General features: G+C 73.3%; 23 protein-coding genes. 8 read left to right on the top strand and 15 right to left on the bottom strand.

The genetic code is table 11. From position 1 onward, the window contains the following. Positions 1-48: 48 nt before the first annotated feature. A complete protein-coding gene (locus ACFYOS_RS22610; protein ID WP_387144884.1) occupies positions 49-1,419 on the bottom strand; it encodes an L-serine ammonia-lyase in 1,371 nt (456 codons plus the stop codon). A 361-nt stretch (positions 1,420-1,780) separates the two neighbouring features. Here ACFYOS_RS22610 and ACFYOS_RS22605 point away from each other — a divergent pair, with 361 nt between their 5' ends. Further along, the gene (locus ACFYOS_RS22605; RefSeq protein ID WP_387144882.1) at positions 1,781-1,978 is read left to right on the top strand and encodes a PspC domain-containing protein; all 198 of its coding nucleotides are present in this window, start codon (positions 1,781-1,783) and stop codon (positions 1,976-1,978) included. A 63-nt stretch (positions 1,979-2,041) separates the two neighbouring features. Here ACFYOS_RS22605 and ACFYOS_RS22600 read toward each other — a convergent pair whose 3' ends face one another. The 7 genes from ACFYOS_RS22600 to pdxH all read right to left on the bottom strand — a co-directional run bounded on the left by ACFYOS_RS22600 (position 2,042) and on the right by pdxH (position 8,047). Further along, on the bottom strand, positions 2,042-2,806 hold the full coding sequence (locus ACFYOS_RS22600; protein WP_387144879.1) for a DUF4230 domain-containing protein: 765 nt from the start codon (positions 2,804-2,806) through the stop codon (positions 2,042-2,044). Between the two features lie 100 nt (positions 2,807-2,906). Then, positions 2,907-4,067 carry an acyl-CoA dehydrogenase family protein gene (locus tag ACFYOS_RS22595; protein WP_387144877.1) on the bottom strand — a complete coding sequence of 387 codons (1,161 nt, stop codon included), beginning with the start codon at positions 4,065-4,067 and terminating at the stop codon, positions 2,907-2,909. A 31-nt stretch (positions 4,068-4,098) separates the two neighbouring features. Then, a complete protein-coding gene (locus tag ACFYOS_RS22590) occupies positions 4,099-4,404 on the bottom strand; it encodes a type II toxin-antitoxin system VapB family antitoxin (protein ID WP_387144874.1) in 306 nt (101 codons plus the stop codon). Between the two features lie 108 nt (positions 4,405-4,512). Continuing rightward, a complete protein-coding gene (locus ACFYOS_RS22585) occupies positions 4,513-5,115 on the bottom strand; it encodes a nitroreductase family protein (RefSeq protein ID WP_387144871.1) in 603 nt (200 codons plus the stop codon). Between the two features lie 2 nt (positions 5,116-5,117). After that, positions 5,118-6,044, bottom strand: coding sequence for an aldose 1-epimerase family protein (locus tag ACFYOS_RS22580; protein WP_387144868.1), 927 nt, complete (start codon positions 6,042-6,044; stop codon positions 5,118-5,120). Between the two features lie 78 nt (positions 6,045-6,122). Beyond that, positions 6,123-7,421 carry an MFS transporter gene (locus tag ACFYOS_RS22575; RefSeq protein ID WP_387144865.1) on the bottom strand — a complete coding sequence of 433 codons (1,299 nt, stop codon included), beginning with the start codon at positions 7,419-7,421 and terminating at the stop codon, positions 6,123-6,125. Then, on the bottom strand, positions 7,418-8,047 hold the full coding sequence (pdxH, locus tag ACFYOS_RS22570) for a pyridoxamine 5'-phosphate oxidase (RefSeq protein WP_387144862.1): 630 nt from the start codon (positions 8,045-8,047) through the stop codon (positions 7,418-7,420). Before pdxH ends, ACFYOS_RS22575 begins: the two co-directional genes overlap by 4 nt. Before the next feature lie 274 nt (positions 8,048-8,321). Between pdxH and ACFYOS_RS22565 the strand changes: the two genes are divergently transcribed. From ACFYOS_RS22565 to ACFYOS_RS22550, 4 genes are all read left to right on the top strand, one after another. Next, complete coding sequence (locus ACFYOS_RS22565) at positions 8,322-9,428, top strand: citrate synthase 2 (RefSeq protein ID WP_387144859.1); 1,107 nt, start codon at positions 8,322-8,324, stop codon at positions 9,426-9,428. A gap of 242 nt (positions 9,429-9,670) precedes the next feature. Further along, positions 9,671-10,798 (top strand): phosphoserine transaminase, encoded by a 1,128-nt coding sequence (gene serC, locus ACFYOS_RS22560; RefSeq protein ID WP_387144856.1) that lies wholly within the window; start codon positions 9,671-9,673, stop codon positions 10,796-10,798. Between the two features lie 188 nt (positions 10,799-10,986). Beyond that, positions 10,987-12,066, top strand: a complete 1,080-nt coding sequence (gene sepH / locus ACFYOS_RS22555; RefSeq protein ID WP_387144853.1) for a septation protein SepH — start codon at positions 10,987-10,989, stop codon at positions 12,064-12,066. Between the two features lie 60 nt (positions 12,067-12,126). Next, a complete protein-coding gene (locus ACFYOS_RS22550) occupies positions 12,127-13,113 on the top strand; it encodes an aldo/keto reductase (protein WP_387144850.1) in 987 nt (328 codons plus the stop codon). Between the two features lie 5 nt (positions 13,114-13,118). Here ACFYOS_RS22550 and thpR read toward each other — a convergent pair whose 3' ends face one another. From thpR to ACFYOS_RS22525, 5 genes are all read right to left on the bottom strand, one after another. Then, the gene (gene thpR / locus ACFYOS_RS22545) at positions 13,119-13,697 is read right to left on the bottom strand and encodes an RNA 2',3'-cyclic phosphodiesterase (RefSeq protein ID WP_387144847.1); all 579 of its coding nucleotides are present in this window, start codon (positions 13,695-13,697) and stop codon (positions 13,119-13,121) included. Positions 13,698-13,707: 10 nt separating this feature from the next. Then, a complete protein-coding gene (locus ACFYOS_RS22540; protein WP_387144843.1) occupies positions 13,708-14,217 on the bottom strand; it encodes a hypothetical protein in 510 nt (169 codons plus the stop codon). 118 nt (positions 14,218-14,335) lie between these two features. Then, complete coding sequence (locus ACFYOS_RS22535; RefSeq protein WP_387144840.1) at positions 14,336-15,622, bottom strand: MFS transporter; 1,287 nt, start codon at positions 15,620-15,622, stop codon at positions 14,336-14,338. A gap of 76 nt (positions 15,623-15,698) precedes the next feature. After that, entirely contained in the window at positions 15,699-16,148 is a 450-nt protein-coding gene (locus ACFYOS_RS22530) for a MarR family winged helix-turn-helix transcriptional regulator (RefSeq protein ID WP_387144837.1), read from the bottom strand. Positions 16,149-16,225: 77 nt separating this feature from the next. Continuing rightward, entirely contained in the window at positions 16,226-17,707 is a 1,482-nt protein-coding gene (locus tag ACFYOS_RS22525) for an NCS2 family permease (protein WP_387144834.1), read from the bottom strand. Between the two features lie 89 nt (positions 17,708-17,796). On the opposite strand from ACFYOS_RS22525, the gene ACFYOS_RS22520 reads away from it, so the two are divergent. Beyond that, complete coding sequence (locus ACFYOS_RS22520; RefSeq protein WP_387144831.1) at positions 17,797-18,057, top strand: DUF2530 domain-containing protein; 261 nt, start codon at positions 17,797-17,799, stop codon at positions 18,055-18,057. Between the two features lie 24 nt (positions 18,058-18,081). Here the strand turns inward: ACFYOS_RS22520 and ACFYOS_RS22515 are convergent, their stop codons facing one another. Further along, a complete protein-coding gene (locus ACFYOS_RS22515; RefSeq protein ID WP_387144828.1) occupies positions 18,082-18,921 on the bottom strand; it encodes a DUF3027 domain-containing protein in 840 nt (279 codons plus the stop codon). An 87-nt stretch (positions 18,922-19,008) separates the two neighbouring features. Between ACFYOS_RS22515 and ACFYOS_RS22510 the strand changes: the two genes are divergently transcribed. Both ACFYOS_RS22510 and ACFYOS_RS22505 read left to right on the top strand, forming a co-directional pair. After that, positions 19,009-20,595 (top strand): MFS transporter, encoded by a 1,587-nt coding sequence (locus ACFYOS_RS22510; protein WP_387144825.1) that lies wholly within the window; start codon positions 19,009-19,011, stop codon positions 20,593-20,595. Then, on the top strand, positions 20,592-21,242 hold the full coding sequence (locus tag ACFYOS_RS22505) for a futalosine hydrolase (RefSeq protein WP_387144822.1): 651 nt from the start codon (positions 20,592-20,594) through the stop codon (positions 21,240-21,242). Before ACFYOS_RS22510 ends, ACFYOS_RS22505 begins: the two co-directional genes overlap by 4 nt. Here the strand turns inward: ACFYOS_RS22505 and ACFYOS_RS22500 are convergent. Continuing rightward, entirely contained in the window at positions 21,214-22,101 is an 888-nt protein-coding gene (locus ACFYOS_RS22500; protein ID WP_387144819.1) for a GNAT family N-acetyltransferase, read from the bottom strand. The genes ACFYOS_RS22505 and ACFYOS_RS22500 overlap by 29 nt on opposite strands. Between the last annotated feature and the right edge of the window lie 312 nt (positions 22,102-22,413).

Genomic DNA, 22,413 nt, shown 5'->3' with positions numbered 1-22,413 from the left:
CCGCCACCCGGCGCCGACGCCGGTACGCGCCGGGTCACCCCTTCGGGTTCAGCACTCGATCACGTTGACCGCGAGGCCGCCCCGCGCCGTCTCCTTGTACTTCACCTTCATGTCGGCACCCGTCTCCCGCATGGTCTTGATGACCTTGTCCAGCGAGACCGCGTGCACCCCGTCGCCGCGCAGCGCCAGCCGGGCGGCGGTGATCGCCTTGATGCTGGCCACCGCGTTCCGCTCGATGCAGGGAATCTGCACCAGACCGCCGACCGGGTCGCAGGTGAGCCCGAGGTTGTGCTCCATGCCGATCTCGGCCGCGTTCTCCACCTGCTCCGGGGTGCCACCCAGCGCCTCGGCGAGCCCGGCGGCGGCCATCGAGCAGGCCGAGCCGACCTCGCCCTGGCAGCCGACCTCGGCCCCGGAGATCGAGGCGTTCTCCTTGAACAGCACCCCGATCGCGCCGGCGGCGAGCAGGAAGCGGACCACGCCGTCCTCGGAGGCGTTCGGGACGAACCGGGTGTAGTAGTGCAGCACGGCCGGGATGATCCCGGCGGCGCCGTTGGTCGGGGCGGTGACCACCCGCCCGCCGGCCGCGTTCTCCTCGTTCACCGCGAGGGCGAACAGGGTCACCCAGTCCATCGCGCGCAGCGGGTCGGTGGCGTCGGTCTCGGCCTCCAGGCTCCGGCGCAGCTCGGCCGCCCGGCGGCGCACCTTCAGCCCGCCGGGGAGGACGCCGTCCCGCTCGCAGCCGCGCTCGACGCACTCCCGCATCACCCGCCAGATCTCCAGCAACCCGGCCCGGACGTCCGCCTCGCTGCGCCAGGAGAGCTCGTTGGCGAGCATCACCTCGCTGATCGACAGCCCGTTGGCGGTGGTCACGGCGAGCAGGTCCGCCCCGGTGAGGAACGGATACCGCACCCGGGTGGTGTCCGGCTTGATCCGGTCCGCCCCGGCCGCCTCCTCGTCGACCACGAACCCGCCGCCGACCGAGTAGTAGGTCCGGGCCCTGACCTGCTGCCCGGCCCCGTCGTACGCGGCGAAGGTCATCCCGTTCGGGTGGTACGGCAGCGACCGCCGCCGGTGCAGCATCAGGTCCCGGTCCGGGTCGAAGTCGATCTCCTGGGTGCCGAGCAGGCTGAGCCGCCGCTCGGCCCGGATCCGGGCCACCCGCGGGCCGACGGTGTCCGTGTCGACCGTCTCGGGGACCTCCCCCTCCAGCCCGAGCAGCACGGCGCGGTCGCTGCCGTGCCCGTGGCCGGTGGCGCCCAGCGAGCCGAAGAGCTCGGCCTGCACCCGGGCGGTGTCGGCGAGCAGCCCGTCGGCCTTGAGCCCGGCCACGAAGGTCCGGGCGGCCCGCATCGGCCCGACGGTGTGCGAGCTGGACGGCCCGATGCCGACGCTGAAGAGGTCGAAAACACTGATCATGGCTGCACTTTCCTCGCCGTCGTACCCGTTGTGCGGGTCCGGACCGGTGTGTGCCGCCCCGGGACCGGGACGGCGCGGGCTCCGGGGTGTAGGTGCCCGACGGGCGAGCCTACCCGCCCAGGTCAGTACCCGTCCGCGCCCCGGCACACTCCCGCACACCCACCCACCCTCCGCCCGCTCCCGTCTCCCCACCGTCACCGTCCCGGTGGGCCGTGCGCGGGGCGCGTCGGCGGGGACCCGGCGGGGTAAGCACCTACGGGTGCCCCGGTCGCCGATCCTCCTCGGGGCCGAGGGCGTGGCGCGCACCGGTTCCTAGCGTGGAATCAGCGCGGCGGATCGCCGCAGAGTTGGGAGTACGACGATGAGTCGCAAACTGGTCCGGCCCCGCCAGGGGCGCATGGTCGCCGGCGTCTGCGCCGGCCTCGCCCAGCGGTTCGGCATGTCGGCCGGCATGGTCCGGCTGCTGTTCCTGCTGTCGCTGCTGCTGCCCGGCACCCAGGTGATCATCTACCTGATCCTCTGGATCCTGATGCCCAACGAGGACCGCGTCCGCTACTGACCCTTCCCCGTCCGGAAGGCGCCCGCCCGGCGGGGGCGGGGCGGGCGTCGGGGGTGGCCGGGGTCAGGGGGTCGTGTAGGTGACGGTGACCTTCTGGTAGCCGAGGGAGCGGAGCAGGCCCTCCAGCATCTTGCGGGTGTTCTCCTGGGCCCGGGCGGTCAGCCCGCTGTCCCGGGCGGCGGCGGTGATCCGGTCCTCGGCCAGCTGGTAGACCTGCTGCTGCCGGTTGGGATTGCCGGCCACCAGGTCGTTGAGCCGGTTGATCAGGCCACGCTGCTCGGCGAAGACGTAGCTCTTCTCCAGGTCGAGGTTGGTCTCCCCGAGCTGCGGCGCGGGCAGCTTGATCTCCACCGACTTCTTGTCGGCCGACTCCACGATCGCCCCCTCGGCGATCTTGGAGAAGTCGACGTACGCCTCGACCGAGCCCGCCCCGACGAACAGGGTCCGTTCGTTGAGCAGGAAGTCCGGCACGTTCCGCCGGTCGTTCTGCAGGTCGACGACCACCTGGAAGTCGCCCTCGGCGGCCACGTACCGGCTGAGGTCGCGGATCGACTTGAGCAGCGGCGGTTGGCTGCGGTCGGTCTGCTCCTTGGCGAACGGGTTGCGGAAGTCCGGCAGGATCCCGGTCGCCTGCACGCCGAGCAGCACCACCACGGCCAGCGCGGCCGCGCCGAGCACCCAGAGCAGGCCACGGACCGGGCCGCCGGACGACGTCGGGGCACCCGGCGCGGGTTCGGGTGTGACGTCCGACCGGGCCCGGAGGTCGTCGCCGGTCGGGTACTCCGGGAACGCCGTGGTGGGCTCGTTGCTGTCACCGTCGCGAGCCATCGCCCTCACCGTCCTCGTCAGACAAAAGCGCCTCAAGATGACGGTAAGGCCCCGGTACGACAGCCGCTCGGCGAGCGGCCCGCACCGATGAATCCCCAGGTCAGGCGAACGCGGAGAGCCCGGTCAGCCGCTGACCGATGACCAGCTGGTGGATCTCCGAGGTGCCCTCGTAGGTGAGCACGCTCTCCAGGTTGTTGGCGTGCCGCATCACCGGGTACTCGCCGGAGACGCCGTTGGCGCCGAGGATCGTCCGGCACTGCCGGGCGATCGCCAGGGCCTCCCGCACGTTGTTCAGCTTGCCCACGCTGACCTGCTCCGGCCGCAGCTTCCCGGCGTCGGCGAGCCGGCCCAGGTGCAGCGCGAGCAGCAGGCCCTTGTTCCACTCGACGGCCATGTCGGCGAGCTTGGCCTGGGTGAGCTGGAAGCCGGCCAGCGGCTTGCCGAACTGGGTCCGGGTGGTCGCGTACGACAGGGCGGTCTCCAGGCAGTCGCGGGCCGCGCCGAGCGCGCCCCAGACGATGCCGTGCCGGGCCTCGGTCAGGCAGCTCAGCGGCGCCTTGAGCCCGATCGCCTCGGGCAGCCGGGCGTCCGCCGGGAGCCGGACGTCGTCGAGGGCGATCTCCCCGGTCAGCGACGCGCGCAGGGACATCTTGTGCCGGATCTCGCGCGCCGTCACCCCGGGCGTGTCCATGGGTACGGCGAAACCGCGCACGCCCTCGTCGGTGCGCGCCCAGATCACCGCGACGTCGGCGATCGGCGCGTTGGTGATCCACAGCTTGCTGCCGTTGAGCACCCAGTCGTCGCCGTCGCGGCGGGCCCGGGTGGCCATCGAGGCCGGGTCGGAGCCGTGGTCCGGCTCGGTCAGCCCGAAGCAGCCGATCGCCTCGCCGGCCGCCATGGCGGGCAGCCAGCGCTGCTTCTGCTCCTCGCTGCCGTAGCGCCAGATGGCGTACATGGCCAGCGAGCCCTGCACGGAGACCAGCGAGCGGATGCCGGAATCGCCGGCCTCCAGCTCCAGGCAGGCCAGCCCGTACGCGACGGCCGACGCGCCGGCGCAGCCGTACCCGGTCAGGTGCATGCCGAGCAGGCCGAGCTTGCCGAACTCGCGGGCCAGCTCGCGGGCCGGCACCTGGCCGTCCTCGTACCAGCCGGCGACGTGCGGGCGGACCCGGTCATCCACGAGCTGGCGCACGACGGCGCGGATCTGCCGCTCCTCCTCGTCGAGGGACGCGTCGATGTCCAGCAGGTCCAGCGCAGTCATGCCGTCACCTTAACGAAGACTCAGGAGGAGGTCACTCGCCCTGCGGGCCGAGCACCAGGACCCGGGCGTGGATCTGGTTGCGCCCCTGGAGCGCCGCGCGCAGCGCCCGGTGCAGGCCGTCCTCCAGGTAGAGGCCACCGTTCCACTGCACCACGTGCGGAAAGAGGTCGCCGTAGAAGGTCGAGTCCTCGGCGAGGAGCTTGTCCAGCGCCAGCTCCCGCTTGGTGGTGATGAGCTGGTCCAGCCGCAGCGGACGCGGCGGGATCTCCGCCCACTGCTTGAGCGTGAGGTTGTGCTCCGGGTAGGGACGCCCGTCCCGGACCGCTCTGAAGATCACGGCACGCTCCCGTCCCCCAAGCCCGGCTGTTGATGTCGGTGCCAGCCTAGCCGCACCCCGCACACCGCGTTTTACTCCCTCATGTCGGTTTCGCCACCGCCGGTTTCCTCAATTCCACCGGCCCCGCCGGACCACCTCGTCCACCGGCCGCCGCCCCCGGCGCAGCGACGGTGACCGGTGGTCCGGCGCCCGGTAGCCGACCGTCACCGCGCCGATCGGGTGGTAGTCCGCCGGCACCCCGAACGCCTCCCGGTACGCGTCGAGCCGCTGCGGCGGGATGCCGAAGAAGCACGCGCCCAGCCCCTCGTCCACCGCGGTGAGCAGCATCAGCAGGGCGGCGAAGCCGGTGTCCACGTACCAGTACGGGACCGGCCAGCGCTCGGTCGACCGGTCCGCCCAGCCCTTGTCCGCCTCGGCGTACCGGTCCAGGTAGGCGGAGCGGTTGGCGTGCGGCACCACGATCAGCGGGGCCCGGCGCATCCCGGCCAACCAGCGTTCCCGGCCACCGCCACCCGGGGTGGCCACCGCCCAGAACCGCTCCCGGTCGGCCGGCTCCTCCAGCACCAGGAAGCCCCAGCCCTGGGCGAAGCCCGCCGAGGGCGCCCGGACGGCGTGGTCCAGCAGCCGGTCCACCACCTCGGGCGGGACCGGCCGGTCCGGGTCGTAGTTGCGTACCATCCGGCGGCGCCGGACGACCTCGGCGAACTCCACGCTCAGGCTCCGGGCCGGAGGCCCCAGGCACCCCGCCAGGTCTCGCCGGGGGCCAGCGTGATCAGGTCGCGGCCGGAGCGGAAGGCGTCCGCCGGGCAGGTCATCGGCTCCACCGCCACCGAGCGGCGGTGGCGCTCGCCGGTGAGGGTGTCCCCGGTGAAGACCTGCCACCAGCCGAACGCGCGGTCCGCCCAGATGTGCACGGCCGAGCCGTCCGGCGCGGCCAGGGTCACCGACGAGTCGCCGTCGGCGTCCCGCACGAGGTCGCCGAAGGCCACGTCCAGCACCGCGTCGCCGATCGGGCGGGGCTCGGTGAAGTCGTACTCGGTGCCGGCCACCCCGGTCGCGGCCACCGGCAGCAGCCGGTTGTCCAGCAGCACCCGGGTACGCCCCGGCACCCGCAGCGACACCTCGTCCACCCCGGCCTTCGGCAGGCGCAGGTAGGGATGGACCGAGAAGCCGAACGGTGCCGGCTCGCCGGCCAGGTTGGTCACCTCGTGCTCGGCGCGCAGCCCGTCCACCCCGACGCTCCACCGGGTACGCAGCCGCAGTGCCCACGGGTAACCCGGGCTCGGCGGCAGGGCGTAACCGACGGTCACGGCGCCCGGCGACTGCTCGACCAACTGCCAGGCGACCCAGTTGACCAGGCCGTGGATGGCGTTGTGCCGGGCCGGCTCGCTCAGGTCGAGCTGCAACGACCGCTCGCCGAAGGTGTACGCCCCGTCCCGGATCCGGTTCGGCCAGGGGGCGAGCACCTGACCGGCCGAGCCGGGGCAGAGCTCGTCCGCCTCGTACCCGTCGAGGTGGTCGACCCCGTCGCGCCGGTAGGTCCGCAGCCCACCGCCGACCTCGACGACGACCGCCTCGTGACCGTCGGCGGCGATGGTCCACTGCGCCCCGGACGGGTACTGGTGCGCGCCGTTCTCCATGCCGGCGACCTTAGTCGATGCAACGAAGGGCCCCCGGTCAACGCCTGCGGCACCGCAGGGGTCCCCTCCGCACACCGCTCAGGCCCGGTCGGCGGGCGGGGTGGCGGCGCGGTAGCGCAGCAGCGCCGGGAAGACCACCACGAGCAGCACCGCGAGGACGGCGGAGGCGAGCCCGCCGCCGACCCAGGCGACACTCGTGCCGAACCCGGCGGCCAGCGCGCCGGCCCGCAGGTCACCCAGGCGGGGCCCACCGGCGACCACCACGGTGTTGACGCCCTGGAGCCGGCCGCGCATCCGGTCCGGCGCGTAGATCAGCAGCATCGACTGGCGCAGCACCGAGCTGACCAGGTCAGCCGCCCCGGCCACCGCGAGCAGCAGCACCACCAGCCAGAGCTGGCGGGCCAGCCCGGCCAGGGCGATCGCCACCCCCCAGCCCACCACGGCCAGCACCAGCACGAGCCCTTGCCGGCGCAGCCGCCCGATCCACCCGGAGGTGAGGCCGCCCACCATCGCCCCGATCGCGATGGCGCTGTAGAGCCAGCCGACCGCGCCGCCACCGCCGAGCCGCTCCTGCGCCACCTCGGGGAAGAGCGCCCGGGGCATGGCCAGGATCATCGCGATCAGGTCGATGGCGAAGGACAGCAGCAGCACCGGCGTGGTGGCCAGGTAGCGGAACCCGTCCACGATGCTGGCGAGGCCGGCCCGGCGCGGGCTGCCGTCGCTGTCCGGATCCGGCTCCGGCGGCATGGCCGGCAGCCGCAGGGTGGCCCAGAGCGAGACGGTGAACAGCAACGCGTCCACCGCGTACGCGATCGGCAGCCCGGCCTCGGTCCGCCAGGTGGCGAAGATCAGGCCGGCCGCCAGCGGCCCGAAGACCGAGGTCGCGGTGAACGTGGTGAAGTTCAGCGTGCTCGCCGCCGGCACCAGCTCGGCCGGCACCAGCCGCGGCAGGATCGCGCTGCGAGCCGGCGAGGTGATCGCGAACGCGATCGACTGCACCGCCACCAGGGCGAGCAGCAGCACCGGGCTGCCAACCCGGAACAGCGACTGGAGCAGCAGCCCCAGGGTCGCCGCCCAGAGCAGCGCGCCGGCCGCCAGCAGCACCCTGCGCCGGTCCCGGGCGTCGGCGACCGCGCCGCCCCAGAGCCCGAAGATCAGCAGCGGCAGGAAGCCCGCCACGCCGAGCAGCCCGACCCAGAACGAGCCGCCGGTCAGGTGGAACATCTCCACCGGTACGGCCACCGCGGTGAACTGGAAGCCGAACATCGCCACGCTGTTGCCGAGCCACACCCGCCGGAAGGTGGGCACGCGCAGCGGTCGAAGGTCGATCGCCCAGCGGCGCACTCCGCGCGGCCGGGCCTCCTTGACCCCCGTCACGGCGCCAGCCGCTCGGTGATCCAGGCGCCACCCTCGGTACGCCGGTAGCGGAGCCGGTCGTGCAGCCGGCTGGCCCGGCCCTGCCAGAACTCCACCGTCTCGGGACGGACCCGGAACCCGCCCCACTGCGGCGGCGCGGGGATCTCGTCGACGGCGGCGAAGCGCTCGGCCGCCGCCCAATACGCCGCGTCCAGCGCGGCCCGGTCCGGGACGACCAGGGACTGGGTGCTGGCCCAGGCGCCGAGCTGCGAGCCGCGCGGCCGGCTGGCGAAGTAGGCCTCGGTCTCGGCCCGGTCGACCTTCGCCACCCGCCCGGCGACCACCACCTGCCGTTGCATGGGGAACCAGGGGAAGACCAGGCTGGCCCACGGGTTGGCGGTCGCCTCGGTGCCCTTGCGGGAGCCGTAGTTGGTGTAGAAGACGAAGCCCTCCGGGTCGTACCCCTTGAGCAGGACCGTCCGGGCGCTGGGGCGGCCCTCGGCGTCGGCGGTCCCGACCACCATCGCGTTCGGTTCGGGGAGCGGATACGCCACCGCGTCGGCGAACCAGCGGGCGAACTGGCGGTGCCAGTCCGGTGCCAGCTCGGATTCGGAAAGGCCCAGGTCGGTCGCGTACTCGTTACGCATGTCCGCCGGAGCTGGTGTGTCGCCGGTCACAGTCCTCGTCCCTTTCGTCGGGGCGGACGCGTCCCCCGACGCTGGCCAGACCCCGCTACCCAGTCTTGTCGAGGCCGTGAGCTTGTCCACCCGCGGGGATGTCATGTGGCGCACAGTCGCAGTGGGTCGCGCAGCAGGTTACCCACCAGGCAAGATGTCACGAACACATCCCTGAGGGTCGCCCGAAGATGCGCAGGCCGGATGAGCCCGCACGGGCGCACCCTGCCGGCCACCTGGAGACGACATGTCCGACTTCAAACCGGGCCTGGAGGGCGTCGTAGCCTTCGAGACCGAGATCGCCGAACCGGACCGCGAGGGTGGCGCGCTGCGCTATCGCGGCGTGGACATCGAGGATCTGATCGGCCAGGTCTCCTTCGGCAACGTCTGGGCGCTGCTGGTCGACGGGCGCTTCGGCCCGGGCCTGCCGCCGGCCGAGCCGTTCCCGGTGCCGGTGCACTCCGGCGACATCCGCGTCGACGTGCAGTCCGCGGTCGCCATGCTCGCCCCCTACTGGGGGCTCAGCCAGCTCCTCGACATCTCCGACGAGCAGGCCCGCGAGGACCTGGCCCGGGTGTCGGTCACCGCGCTCTCCTTCGTCGCCCAGTCCGCCCGCGGCCTCGGCCTGCCGGCCGTGCCGCAGAAGGAGATCGACAAGGCGGAGACCATCGTCGAGCGCTTCATGAAGCGCTGGCGGGGCGAGCCCGACCCGCGGCACGTCAAGGCCGTCGACGCGTACTTCATCTCGGCCGCCGAGCATGGCCTGAACGCCTCCACCTTCACCACCCGGATCGTCGCCTCCACCGGCGCCGACGCCGCCGCCTGCATCTCCTCCGGCATCGGCGCGCTCTCCGGCCCGCTGCACGGTGGCGCGCCGTCCCGCGTGCTCAGCATGCTCGAGGCCGTCGAGCGCAGCGGCGACGCCGAGGGGTACGTCCGGGGCGTCCTCGACCGCGGCGAGCGGCTGATGGGCTTCGGCCACCGGGTCTACCGGGCCGAGGACCCGCGCGCCCGGGTGCTCCGCCGCACCGCCAAGGAGCTGGGCGCGCCGCGCTTCGAGATCGCCGAGGCGCTGGAGAAGGCCGCCCTGGCCGAGCTCCAGGCCCGCCGCCCGGACCGGGTGCTGGCCACCAACGTCGAGTTCTGGTCGGCCGTGGTGCTGGACTTCGCCGAGGTGCCGGCGCACATGTTCACCTCGATGTTCACCTGCGCCCGGATGGGCGGCTGGTCCGCGCACATCCTCGAGCAGAAGAAGCTGAACCGGCTGGTCCGCCCGTCGGCCAAGTACGTGGGCCACGGCCCGCGCAAGCCGCAGGAGGTCGAGGGCTGGGACGCCATCCCGCACGGCGTCTGATCGCGCGTACGCCACGAAGGGCCCGGTCCGCGACGGACCGGGCCCTTCGTGTTGTGGCGGATGCCTCAGCGCGGGGAATGGGACCAGCCGCCGGAGCGGGTGCCGCGGGTGCGAGGATGAAGGCCGGCAGTGCCGCCGGACCGGGCTCGGATCCCGGCTCCCCGCGCGTCCGCGCGCGGCCGCCGTCGGTCCGCGCCCGCTGAAGGGCCCGTCCCCGCCCACGCGGAAGGATCGAGACAACCGTGGCTGACGCACCGACCATCCGGATTCCCGACGACATCAAGCCCGCCGACGGGCGTTTCGGCTGCGGGCCGTCCAAGGTCCGTCCGGCGGCCGTCTCCGCGCTCGCCGACGTCGCCACCAGCTACCTGGGCACCTCCCACCGGCAGCAGACGGTCCGCGACCAGGTGGCCCGGCTGCGCCGGGGCATCGCCGAGTTCTTCTCCCTGCCCGAGGGCTACGAGGTGGTCCTCGGCAACGGCGGCACCACCGCCTTCTGGGAGGTCGCCGCCTTCGGCCTGGTCCGCGACCGGGCCCAGTTCGCCAGCTTCGGCGAGTTCGGCGCGAAGTTCGCCAAGTCGGTCAAGGACGCCCCGTTCCTGGGCGAGCCGACCGTCCGCAAGTCCGAGCCGGGCAGCGCGCCGACCCTGGTCGCCGAGGCGGGCGTGGACGTCTACGCCACCCCGCACAACGAGACCTCCACCGGCGTGGCCGTGCCGATCAACCGGGTGGCCGGCGCCGACGAGAGCTCGCTGCTGCTGGTCGACGCCACCTCCGGCGCCGGCGGCCTGGAGGTCAACGTCGGCGAGACCGACGTCTACTACTTCGCCCCGCAGAAGTGCTTCGGCTCCGACGGTGGCCTCTGGCTGGCCCTGATGTCGCCGGCCGCGATCGCCCGGGCCACCGAGATCAAGGAGTCGGGCCGTTACATCCCGGCCTTCCTCGACCTGGTCACCGCGATCGACAACTCGCGGCTGGAGCAGACCTACAACACCCCGGCGCTGGCCACCATCTTCCTGGCCGCCGAGCAGACCGACTGGATGAACTCGCAGGGCGGCCTGGCCTGGGCGGCCAAGCGCACCGCCGAGAGCGCCGGCATCGTGTACGGCTGGGCCGAGCGTTCGTCGGTCGGCACGCCGTTCGTGGCCGACCCGGCGCTGCGGTCCAACGTGGTCGCCACGATCGACTTCGCCGACGGGGTGGACGCCTCGGCGATCGCCAAGGCGCTGCGCGCCAACGGCATCGTGGACACTGAGCCCTACCGGAAGCTGGGCCGCAACCAGCTGCGCGTCGCCCTCTTCCCGGCGATCGAGCCGGCCGATGTGGAGGCGCTCACCGCGTCCATCGACTACGTGATCGAGCGACTCTGATCAACCCGTGACGGTGGGTGGTCGTCGGGGCTCCGGCGACCACCCACCGTGATCATCGCCGCAGCTCAGTCCCGACATGCCGGGTGTCGCATCCCCCACCTTCGGGTAGATGAGCGTACGGTGGTCCGAGACGCCCGGGTGGCCGGCTCGTGGCGTGACGGCCAGCGAAGCGGGACGGAGGCAAGCCCATGCGCCCAGTACGCTTCGTCGCCCTCTCCGAGGACGGTCAGGCTCTGGTGCTCACCGACGAGGTCGGGCGTCTACTTGCCCTGCCCCTCGACGAACGCGTCGCCACGGCGCTGCACGCCGAGCCCGGCACGACGCCGCACGCGGTGGTGCCGGCCGCCGCCGACCCGACGCCGTCGCTGTCCCCCCGGGACATCCAGGCCCGGATCCGCTCCGGCGAGTCCGCCGAGGACGTGGCCCGGATCGCCGGCGTTCCGGTCGACCGCGTCCTGCGCTACGCGGGACCGGTGCTCCAGGAGCGGGCCATGCTCGCCCAGCACGCCCGGCGGACCCGACTCAAGGGCGCGGAGAAGCCGACCCCGCTGGCCGAGGTGGTCAACGGCCGGCTGGCCCAGCACGGGATCGACACCGAGAAGATCTCCTGGGACGCCTACCGGCGGGACGACGGCGCCTGGCGGATCATCGCCACCTGGCCGTCGGGCAAGGCCACCGCGCAGGCGGTCTGGGACCTCGACAAGACCCGGCAGCACGTCGCCCCGCACGACGACATGGCGCAATACCTGTGCGCCGAGCGGCCCACGCCGATCCTCGGCCAGGAGCCGGCGCCGGAGCGGGGCGGCCACGCGCTGCCCGGCCCGTCGCGCGGCGAGCCGAGCCGGGGCGGGCACGGCCTGCCGGCGCCCGCCGAGCACGCGCGTCCGGGGCGGGATCCGATCCGCGCCGGCCGGGACGCCCTGCTCGCCTCGCTCGACCGGCCGCTCGGCGGCGCGTCCGGGCGGGGCCTCGAGACCCGGTCCCCGGCCGCGCTCGCCGGCCCCGACGCGCCCCGGCAGCGGGCCGTCTCCGGTGGCGCGGCGGCACTGCTCGGCGGCGGCCAGGGTTCGGCGTTCGACGACGACTCGGACGCGCCGAAGGAGATCCCGGCCGTACCGTCGCTGGCCGTGCTCCGACCGCGTCGCACCGGCGCCGCGGCGGCCGCCGGCGGCGAGTCGGGCGAGGCCGGCGGCAAGCCGCGCAAGCGGCTGCCGAGCTGGGACGACGTCCTCTTCGGCAGCGGCCCGGCGGCCCGCGAGTCCTCCTGAGCCACGGTCCACCCTGGTAGGGATGAGGCACTCGAAGTGCCCGCGTGCCAGGGTGGACCCATGGAATACACGAACCTGGGACGCACCGGTCTCTCGGTGAGCCGGCTCTGCCTCGGCACCATGAACTTCGGGCCGCAGACGGACGAGCCGGACAGCTTCGCCATCATGGACCGGGCGCTGGAACACGGGATCAACTTCTTCGACACCGCCAATGTGTACGGCTGGAAGCTCGGCGAGGGCGTCACCGAGCAGATCGTCGGCCGCTGGTTCGCCCAGGGCGGCGGGCGCCGCGACAGGGTCGTCCTGGCCACCAAGGTGTACGGCAAGATGGGCGAGTGGCCCAACGAACAGGGCCTGAGTGCCCGGCACATCATCCGGGCCTGCGAGGAGTCGCTGCGCCGGCTGCAGACCGACACCATCGACCTGTACCAGATGCACCACATCTCCCGGACCACGCCGTGGGAGGAGATCTGGCAGGCCATGGAGACCCTGGTCGCCCAGGGCAAGGTCATCTACGTCGGATCGTCCAACTTCGCCGGTTGGCACATCGCCCAGGCGCAGGCGGCCGCGGGCCGGCGCAACTTCCTCGGCCTCGTCTCCGAGCAGTGCATCTACAACCTGATGACCCGGTACGTCGAGCTAGAGGTGATCCCGGCCGCGCAGCACTACGGGCTGGGCATCATCCCCTGGTCGCCGCTGCACGGCGGGCTGCTCTCCGGGGTCATCCGCAAGATGGCCGAGGGCGGCGCCGCGCGGGGCACCACCGGCCGGGCGGCCGACGCGCTCGCCGCGCACCGGCCGACCGTGGAGGCGTACGAGAAGCTCTGCGCGGACCTCGGCCATGACCCGGCCGACGTGGCGCTGGCCTGGCTGCTCTCCCGGCCGGGCGTGACCGCCCCGATCGTCGGTCCGCGCACCATGGACCAGCTCGACCGCAATCTCGGGGCCTTGGACGTGAAGCTGGACGACACCGCCCTCACCCGCCTGGACGAGCTCTTCCCACCCGTCGGCAACGGCGGTCCCGGCCCCGAAGCCTGGGCCTGGTAACTGGGTCAGAGGGGCCAGGCCGCCAGGCGGGCGTAGGTGGGGTTGGGGCCGGGGCGGCTGCGGACCAGGACCAGCTCCTCGGCCGGCCACTCGGGGCCGTCGTAGGCGTGCAGGGCCTCCCGGTCGGCCAGGATTTCGGTGCGCTCGATCCGGTCGCCGGGGCGGGCGATGGTCAGGTGGGCCCGGAACGGTTTGTCGTCGTGGGGCAGGTCGGCCCGGCGGAGCCGGAAACGGATCAGCCGGGCCAGCGTGGCCAGCCCGTCCAGGTCGCCCCGGACGTCCACCCAGAGCACGGTGAACCGGCCGCGCCCGAAGCTGCCGCCGCCGCCGAGGCGGAGCCGGAGCGAGCTGTCCCGGCCGTCCCGGAACGTCTCGGCGGCCAGGCCGAGCGCGCTCACCACCTCCACCAGCCGGTTCTCCTCGACGTCGCCGAGGAAGGCCAGGGTGAGGTGGGCCTTGGCCGGGTCGGCCAGCCGGACGTTGGTGCCGGCGGCGGAGGCGACGCCGACCCGCAGCCGGGTGACCTCGGCGGTCAGGTCGTCGACCGCCGGCCGGGGCGGGTAGATCGCGACGAAGAGCCGCACGGTGCCCCGGTCAGCGGTGCCGCTGGTGGTGGCCGGCGCGGGCGGCGGGCAGGGTGAGCCCGGCGGCGTGCAGCAGCCCCTCCACCCGGACCCGTTCGATCTCCCGGTCGACGCCGTCCAGCTCGGCCAGGTGCTCGGGGAGGTCCAGCGCCCGGCAGGCGGCGCGCAGCCGCTCGTCGTACGCGTCGATGACCGCGCCGTGCCACACCACCGAGCGGTCCGCGACGGCGAGCCGGTGGCCGCCGAGCCGGCGCAGGTCGACGGCGATCTGTTCCAGCGGCCGCCGGCCGTCCCGATCGAACTCGGTGAGGTCGATGTCCCGGGTGAGTGCGTCCGCCTCGACGGCGCGGTCCAGCCGGGCGATGGTGCGCCCTTCCCGGCGCTGCTCCCGCCACTCGGCCCACCAGCAGGCCACCCGGTCGAGGATCTCGTCGGCGCAGAAGATCAGCGCGAAGAGGGCGGGCAGGCAGCAGACGGCGACGATCGCCATCGCCAGCAGCAGTCCCCGCCCTACTCCCACATATCGACGCTAAGCCGCGTGGTGGTCGCCCGCCACCTGTTTGCCGACATCCGAACGCGATGAATGAGAAAGGACCGGTCCCCGGAGCGGGAACCGGTCCTACCGGACGGTCGACGGGTCACTCGGCGCCGGGCGACACCACGTAGAAGCGGGGCATCGGCAGCACCCGCATCCGCAGCCGGGCGCCGGAGTGGCGCAGCTGCCAGGTGAGGGCGAGGAGCGCGGCGACCAGCGAGATCAGCCCGCCGATCCAGATGCTCGCTCCGGCGCCGTAGGTCTCGGCCACCCAGCCGATGATCGGCGCGCCCACCGGGTTGGTGCCGAGGAAGACCAGCACCCACAGCGCCATGACCCGGCCGCGGAAGGCGGCGTCGACGCCGAGCTGGACCCGCTGGTTGGCGGCCTGGGCGAAGAAGACCATGAAGAACCCGGTCGGCAGCAGCAGCGCCACCACCATCCAGTACGTCGGGGCGAGCCCGACCAGGGTGCCGAAGCTGGCGCAGCCGACCGCCGCGCCGAGCACCAGCCACACCGTGGGGCGGCTGCGCCGCCCGGTGCCGGACAGGGCGCCGGTCAGCGCGCCGACCGCGAGCGTGGTGGTGAACAGGCCGAACGAGGCCGCGCCGGTGTGGAACACGGTCTTGGCCAGCGCGGCGAGGGTGAGCTGGAAGTTGAACAGGCTCATCCCCATCACCGACATCAGCGCCATCGGCAGCAGGATGTCGGACCGACGCCCGACGTAGCGCAGCCCGTCGACCACCTTCGCCTGAGCCCGTTCGCCGACCGGCGGGAGCTCCGGCCGGTGCAGCTCGGCCGTGCGCATCCGCACCACGTTGACCAGCGGAGCGATCGAGCTGAGCGCGGTGATCATGAAGACCGGGCCGACGTCGAAGGCGGCGATGGCCAGGCCGGCGACGGCCGGACCGATGATCCGGGCCGAGTTGAAGGTGGCCGCGTTGAGCGAGAGCGCGTTCGGCAGCAGCGGTACGCCCACCAGCTCGGACACGAACGCCTGCCGAACCGGGGTCTCCACCGCGTTGGCGACGCCGAGCAGGGCGGCGAACGCGAAGACGTGCCAGAGCTGGACCACCCCGGTGACCACCAGCACGCTCATGGCGAGCGCCAGCACGGTCCAGAACGCGTTGGCGATGAAGAGCAGCAGCCGCTTGTCGTACCGGTCGGCGAGGCGGCCGGAGAGCAGGGTCAGCAGCAGGACGGGGGTGAACTGCAGGGCGGTGACCACGCCGAGCGCGGTGGCGGAGTTGTCGCTGAGCTCGAGGACGAGCCAGTCCTGGGCGATGAACATCATCCAGACGCCGATCAACTTGATCAGCTGTCCGGTGGCGAAGAGTCGGTAGTTACGGACTCGTAGGGACTGGAACATCGTGCTCAGCTTGGCCTGCACTCTTGGTGCGCCTCCTCGCGTCAGGTACGCCTCATCCACAGCGGACGGGGCGGACCGCACGACGCGGGGTCACCGCTCAGGCGCGAGCGATCTCCTGCAGGATGTCCGCGGCGCGCCGTAGCGTGTCGCGTTCCTCCTCGCTGAGCGCGGCCAGCCGGTCGGCCAGCCACGAGTTGCGGGCCCGCTCGAACTGGTCGAGCACGGCCCGGCCTCCCTCGGTCGCCGCCAGGATGACCTGCCGTCTGTCGGTCGGGTGGGGGGTGCGCTGCACGAGGCCGCGCTCCTCCAGCTTCGCGACGATCTTGGTCATCGTCGGTGGCTGCACCCGCTCGACGTCGGACAGCTCCCGGGGCGTCAGAGCGCCCGCCAGATTCAGGCTGGTGAGCGCCGAGAGCTGGCTGCCCGTCAGGTCGCCGACCGGGCGGGCCTGTCGGACCCGCCGGTTGAGTCGGGTGATCGCATCACGCAGCTGAGGGGCCAGCTGCGCCGGTGGCACGCGTTTCGCCGTCACCGTCCGCTCCGTCACAGTAGTTAGCTTAACTAATGAGCCTGGCTAACGACATGCGATATGACCAGGCTCACCACAAGATCTTCTGCCCTGCGTCAGCGCACCACGGACTCGATCGGCCCGCGCAGGAAGTACAGGATGAACAGCGCCGCCACCCCGTACAGCAGGGGGTGGATCTCCCGGGCCTTCCCCTTCGCCAGCTTCACCAGCACGTAGCTGATGACGCCGGCGCCGATGCCGTTCGAGATCGAATAGGTGAACGGCATCAGCACGATGGTGAGGAACGCCGGGATGGCGATCTCGTAGTCGGTCCAGTCGATGGTGCGTACCGCGCTCATCATCAGGAAGCCGACCACCACCAGCGCCGTCGACGCGGCCTCGAACGGCACGACCTCCGACAGCGGCGCCAGGAACATGGCCAGCAGGAACAGGCCGCCGGTGACCAGGTTGGCCACCCCGGTCCGGGCGCCCTCCGCGACCCCGGCCGCGCTCTCGATGTACGACGTGTTGCTGGAGACGCTCGCCGCGCCACCCGCCGCCGCGGCGATCGAGTCGACCAGCAGGATCTCCTTGGCCCGCGGCGGGGTGCCCCGCTCGTCGAGCAGGTCCCCCTCCTGGCCGATCGCGACCATCGTGCCCATGGTGTCGAAGAAGTCCGTGATCAGCAGGGTGAAGACGAACATCAGCGGGACCAGCCAGCCCACCCGGCTCCACGAGTCCAGCACGTTGAAATGGCCGAGCAGGGACAGGTCCGGGATGTCGACGATCTTCTCCGGCAGCCGGGGCACGTTCAGCGCCCAGCCCTTCGGGTTCGGCTGGCCGTTCACGAACGACGGCCCGATGTGCCCGATCGCCTCCACGATGATCGCCAGCACGGTCGAGGTGAGGATGCCGATCAGGATCGCGCCGCGGACCCGGCGTACCACCAGCACCACGGTGAGCAGGAGGCCCACCACGAACACCAGCATCGGCCAGCTGACGATCTTGCCGTTGATGCCCAGGCCGACCGGGACGGTGGTCTTCGCGATGTCCGGCACCCGCCGGACGAAGCCGGCGTCGACCAGGCCGATGAGGGTGAGGAAGAGGCCGATGCCGACGCCGATCGCGGTCTTCAACTGGGTGGGCACCGAACGGAACACCGCGGTACGCAGCCCGGTGAGCACCAGGATGCCGATCACCACCCCCTCGATCACCACCAGGCCCATCGCGTCGGCCCAGGTCATCTCCGGCGCGATCTCGAACGCGACCAGCGCGTTCACGCCCAGCCCGGCGGCCAGCGCCAGCGGGAACCGGGCCGCCACTCCCATCAGGATGGTCATCAGGCCGGCCACCAGCGCGGTGGCGGCGGCGAGCGCCGGGATCGCGAGCTTGCGGCCGTCGCCGTCGACTGCGCTGCCCAGGATCAGCGGGTTCAGCACCACGATGTACGCCATCGTGAAGAAGGTGGCCAGGCCACCGCGTACCTCCCGGCTCGGCGAGGAGCCGCGGGCGGAGATCTCGAACCAACGGTCGAAGGCGTTGCGTGGATGGGCGGGATCAGGTGGGATGCCGTGGTCCGGCGGCGGCGCAATGGCCATCGGGTCCTCGCAGGGTCATCGACCGGCTGTCGCGCGCATCGTCCCAGATCACCGGCGGGCAGGGAAGGACGATCGCGTACGCTGTGCCGGTGCCCCAGGAGCAACCGCCGCGGCCCGAGCCGCTCGACCCGCCGATGGTGCCGTTCGCCGTCGCCGGGCTGATCATCTGGGCGGCGGTCGGGCTGGTGCTGCTGATCTTCTTCCGCGGTTGGCTCACCGAGCACGGGCACCAGAACTGGCTCTGGACCTGCCTGGCCGGATTCCTGTGGGGCTTTCCCGGTCTCGCGGTGATGATGCGGCACGACGCCAACCGGCGCCGCCGCCGGCAGGCCGCCGCCCGGCAGAGCTGACCGCCGCCCCTGCGGGCGCGACCGTCAGGAGTGGCCGTACGGCTCCGCCGGCTCGGCCGCCTCCACCGAGCCCGGGGACCGGCTCACCGACACCGCCTCGACCGCGCTGTCGTCGTAGACCGTGGGCAGCTCGTCGACCGGGGTCTCGGCCGCCTCGACCAGCGTCTCCGAGTGCGCGCCGCAGCCGTGGTCGGCGCTCACCACCCGGCCGTCGTCCGGCGCGTAGAAGTTGCCGCAGGCGCCGAAGGCCTGCCGCATCGACCCGGCGAGCGGCAGGTAGAAGCCGCAGGTGCCGCAGCGGGCGGCGGCCGGCGCGGCCACCGAGATCGCCGCCGAGGGGCCGTGGTCGCCGTCGTACCAGCGCTGGGCGGCGTCCGAGCGGCCCTCCCGGGACAGCACCCGGGGCCGGCCCAGGCCGAGCTCCCACGCGGTCTCCTCGACCGCCGGGTCGTCGGAGAGCAGGTAGCCCGGGGCGAGGCGCTCGTCGTCCGGCGGGGTGGGCAGCAGGTCGCCCGGCCCCAGGTCGCCCGGCTTGAGCCGCTCCTGCCAGGGCACCCAGCCGGGGGCGAGCAGCGCGTCGGGGCCGGGCAGCAGGACCGTCTCGCAGATCGTGACGTGGCGGCTGCGCGGCACCCGGGTCACCGTGACGGCCCAGCGCCAGCCGCGGTAACCACCGAGGCGGCACTCGAAGTAGTGGGTGACGAGCCGGTCCCCCTCGGCGACGGCCTGGAGGTGCTCGCCGACGCAGTCGGGCTCGACCTCGGTGATGGCCGCGCGGGCCACCTCGACGGCGGCGGCGCAGACCTGGTCGAGCCGGGGAGCGCGGGCGGAGGCAGGCCTGGTCACCCGACCATTGTTCCCCATGCCCAGGGTCGGCTGACAGGGACTCCCCGGAGTAGTTATCCCCGGCTGCTGGGGCACGCGTGGATCAAATGGGCGAGGATGGGGGACATGCCGCCGTCCTCCCGCTCGGGACGGTCCGTCCTCGGGCGGACCGTCGGCACGGGCATCCGCGCCACCCGCCTGCTGGTCCGCGGCTCGCTGCGAGGCGGTCGGTGGATGACCCGACGGGCCGGAACGGCCCGGGCCCGCAGCGCCGGCAACGAGCTCGGCATGGTCCGCATGTTCGACCTGCACGCCCTCTCCTGCGCCGGGGACACCCTGATCGCCATCGGCCTGGCCGGGACGATCTTCTTCGACGTGCCGTTGGGCGAGGCCCGGAACAAGGTGGCGCTCTACCTGCTGGTGACCATGGTGCCGTTCGCCATGCTCGCCCCGGTGGTGGGTCCGCTGCTGGACCACTTCCGGCACGGCCGCCGGTACGCGCTGGCCACCACCATGCTGGGCCGCGCCTTCCTGGCCTGGCTGATCTCCGACTACATCGGCGGTTTCGGGCTCTACCCGGCGGCGTTCGGCGTGCTCGCGCTCTCCCGGGCGTACGGGGTGGCCCGCTCGGCGGCGGTGCCCCGGCTGCTGCCGGAGGGGCTCGGGCTGTCCCAGGTCGGCGCCCGCGCCAGCGTCTACGGCACGGTGGCCGGCGGGCTGGTCGCCCCGCTCGGGCTGGCCGCGTTCTGGTTCGGGCCGCAGTGGCCGCTCCGGGTCGCCTCGTTGATCTTCCTGATCGGCATGGTGATCGCGCTGCGCCTGCCGCCGAAGGCGGACTCCGAGCCGCCGGAGCGGGTGCCGCGCCCGCTGCGGGCGCTGCGCCGCAGGGAAGGCGAACGGCCGCTGGGCCGGGGGCGTCCCGCCGGTCGCCTGGTGATCGCCACGCTGATCGGCGCGGCGGCGCTGCGCGGGTTGTACGGCTTCCTGCTGCTCTTCCTGGCCTTCGCGATCAAGGCCGGCGACCTGACCACCGACTTCTTCGGCCGGACCTTGGGGGCCCAGGCCGCGCTGGGGCTGGTCGGCGGCGCCCTGGCGGTGGGCACCTTCCTGGCCACCGCGATCGGCACCCGGCTGCGGATCCACCGGCCGACCGCGATCCAGTCCAGCGGAATGATCATCGTGGCCGGGGTGGCGGTGCTGGCCGCGTTGAAGTTCTCCCTGCCGATGGTGGCGCTGCTCTGTCTGGTCACCTCGCTGATCAGCGGGATCTCCAAGCTCGCGGTCGACGCGTCGATCCAGGAGCGGATCCCGGAGCGGCTGCGGGCCAGCTCGTTCGCCCACTCGGAGACGGCGCTGGTGCTCGCCTTCGTGGCCGGCGGCGGGCTCGGGCTCGTCCCCTTCACCGGCCGGCTCGGGGTCGCGGTGGTCGCCGGCGTGGCGTCGCTGGTGGCCGCGCGCGGCGTGCTGGTGGCCACCCGGTTGCGCAGCGAGCACCTGCTGGGGCGGCCGCTCGGCGACGAGGAGCTGGTGGACGAGTTCGGCGATGCCGCGCCCACCTCGCCGGCCCCCTCGCGGAACGGCACCCCCACCCGGGTCGACGGCGACGGGCTGACGCCACCCGGGTTCCACATCTACCGCCCCTCCTCGGCCGTCGGCGGCCCGGGCGGGGCCGAGGAGGAGAACCGGCGGGAACCCCGGGGACCGCTCGCGTGACCGGACTGCTGGTGGTGACCGCCGTACCCGCCGAGGCGGAGGCGGTCCGGGCGGGTCTCACCGACCCGACGGTGACCGTCGCCCCGGTCGGGGTGGGCCCCGCCGTCGCCGGGGCCGCCACCGCCCGCCTGCTGGCGCTGGCCGAGGCGGCCGGGCGGCCGTACCGGGCGGTGGTCAGCGCGGGCATCGCCGGCGGCTTCGTCGGTCGGGTGGCGGTCGGCGGCACGGTGCTGGCGACCCGCAGCGTGGCCGCGGACCTGGGCGCCGAGTCGCCGGCGGGCTTCCTGCCGATCGAGGAGCTGGGCATGCCGGCGGAGCTGCTGGGCGTGGGAAGCGTCGTGACCGTCGACTCGCAACTCCTGGGCGACCTGCGTGCGGCGCTGCCGGAGGCGGTGGCCGGCGCGGTGCTCACGATCAGCACGGTGACCGGCACCGCCGCGAGCACCGCGGCCCTCGCCGCCCGCCACCCCGACGCGGTGGCCGAGGCCATGGAGGGGTACGGCGTCGGCGTCGCCGCCGCACAGGCCGGCCTGCCCTTCGCCGAGCTGCGGACGGTGTCCAACCCGATCGGGCCCCGGGACCGGGGCGCCTGGCGGATGCGGGACGCGTTCGCCGCGCTCACCGCGGCAGCGGCCGCCCTGCGCTGACCGGCCGCCCTGCGCCGGCCGGCCGGTCCAGCCGAAGGGCGGCGGGTCGGCCCGCCTCCAGCCGGAAACCGCAGGCGAGCAGGAAGCTGACGCCCGGCTCGTCGGCCAGCGCCCGGGCGACCCGGATGCCGGCGCGGGTGAACTCGCCGACGAGGGCCTGGACCAGGCGGCGGCCGATGCCCGGCCGGCGGTGGTCGGCGGCGACCAGCACCCCGTCGACCACGACCTCCCGCTCCCCCGGGTGCTCCTCGCCGCCCCAGTGGAGGTGGGGACTCCGCTCGTGCGCCCGGAGCTCGCCCACCAGCTCCCCGCCCGGCAGTTCCGCCACGAACCGCCAGGACGTCAATGGCAGCGCCGGGCCGGTCACCCGCCGCACCGCCACCGCGCCGCGCACCCACTCCGAGCGACGCCGCCGGTTTCGGTACTCCCGGTTCAGCTCGTACGTGGCCGGCGGCAACGGCAGCGGCCACCGCTCCGGCGGCAGGTTGTACCACTCCGCCCACCACGCGCCGGGCCAGTCCTTCGGCTCGCGGACCTCCCACACGTCGAGGTGCGCCGGATAGCGACGCCCGGCCTGGTCCCGGAACCCGTCATGCGGCACGGGTGCCGGCAGGTGACCTGGTTCGTCGGCCGCCTCGGCGCCGAACCGCAGCTCCCCGCCCGCCGCCCGGATCAGCCGCTCCACCGTCCGGTAGCGCGGATCGGTGGCCCGGCCGGACTCGATCCGCGCGACGGCGGCCTGCGGCACGCCTGCTCGGGCGGCGAGCTCCCGCTGGTTGAGGTCGGCTCGCCGCCGCAGCCGGCGGAGCACGTCGCCCAGGTCTTCCCGGTGATCCGTCGAAGGGGTCGGCTCAGCCACAGCCGGAATGTTCCCGGCCCCACCGCCACCGTTTCAACAGGGACCATCAGCCTGTGGATAACCCTGTGGACATCCGCTCCCCGGCCGGACGGCATGTGGATAGCGAGACGCTTTGGAGCTGAGTCGTTGGTGATATCGCCGGTGCTGTCGGAATGCCGGCGGCCGGCCTCGATTCGCGGCCCACACGGCCCGCAAGCTGGGGTTCGCGCCGACGGGCCCGGGCGCCCAGTCGCTCCGGATCCCGCCGTTGAGTCGTTCGCGACATCAGCTCGAAAGGAGGTCGGGAGCGATCCCTCGGCCGCAGCCGCGAGG

The organism is Micromonospora sp. NPDC005806 (assembly GCF_042871425.1).
Classification (GTDB): Bacteria; Actinomycetota; Actinomycetes; order Mycobacteriales; family Micromonosporaceae; genus Micromonospora.
The sequence above is the reverse complement of the archived record's forward strand: the minus strand, read 5'-3'. Positions and strand labels throughout refer to the sequence as shown.

What these genes read in the sequence shown, in the direction of transcription:
- ACFYOS_RS22515 (WP_387144828.1), bottom strand. Translation starts at nt 18,921, where the DNA reads ATGGGGAACAATGGTCGGGTGACCAGGCCTGCCTCCGCCCGCGCTCCC.
- ACFYOS_RS22565 (WP_387144859.1), top strand. Translation starts at nt 8,322, where the DNA reads ATGTCCGACTTCAAACCGGGCCTGGAGGGCGTCGTAGCCTTCGAGACC.
- ACFYOS_RS22595 (WP_387144877.1), bottom strand. Translation starts at nt 4,067, where the DNA reads ATGACTGCGCTGGACCTGCTGGACATCGACGCGTCCCTCGACGAGGAG.
- ACFYOS_RS22605 (WP_387144882.1), top strand. Translation starts at nt 1,781, where the DNA reads ATGAGTCGCAAACTGGTCCGGCCCCGCCAGGGGCGCATGGTCGCCGGC.
- ACFYOS_RS22600 (WP_387144879.1), bottom strand. Translation starts at nt 2,806, where the DNA reads ATGGCTCGCGACGGTGACAGCAACGAGCCCACCACGGCGTTCCCGGAG.
- ACFYOS_RS22580 (WP_387144868.1), bottom strand. Translation starts at nt 6,044, where the DNA reads ATGGAGAACGGCGCGCACCAGTACCCGTCCGGGGCGCAGTGGACCATC.
- ACFYOS_RS22525 (WP_387144834.1), bottom strand. Translation starts at nt 17,707, where the DNA reads ATGGCCATTGCGCCGCCGCCGGACCACGGCATCCCACCTGATCCCGCC.
- ACFYOS_RS22610 (WP_387144884.1), bottom strand. Translation starts at nt 1,419, where the DNA reads ATGATCAGTGTTTTCGACCTCTTCAGCGTCGGCATCGGGCCGTCCAGC.
- ACFYOS_RS22550 (WP_387144850.1), top strand. Translation starts at nt 12,127, where the DNA reads ATGGAATACACGAACCTGGGACGCACCGGTCTCTCGGTGAGCCGGCTC.
- ACFYOS_RS22510 (WP_387144825.1), top strand. Translation starts at nt 19,009, where the DNA reads ATGCCGCCGTCCTCCCGCTCGGGACGGTCCGTCCTCGGGCGGACCGTC.
- pdxH (WP_387144862.1), bottom strand. Translation starts at nt 8,047, where the DNA reads ATGCGTAACGAGTACGCGACCGACCTGGGCCTTTCCGAATCCGAGCTG.
- sepH (WP_387144853.1), top strand. Translation starts at nt 10,987, where the DNA reads ATGCGCCCAGTACGCTTCGTCGCCCTCTCCGAGGACGGTCAGGCTCTG.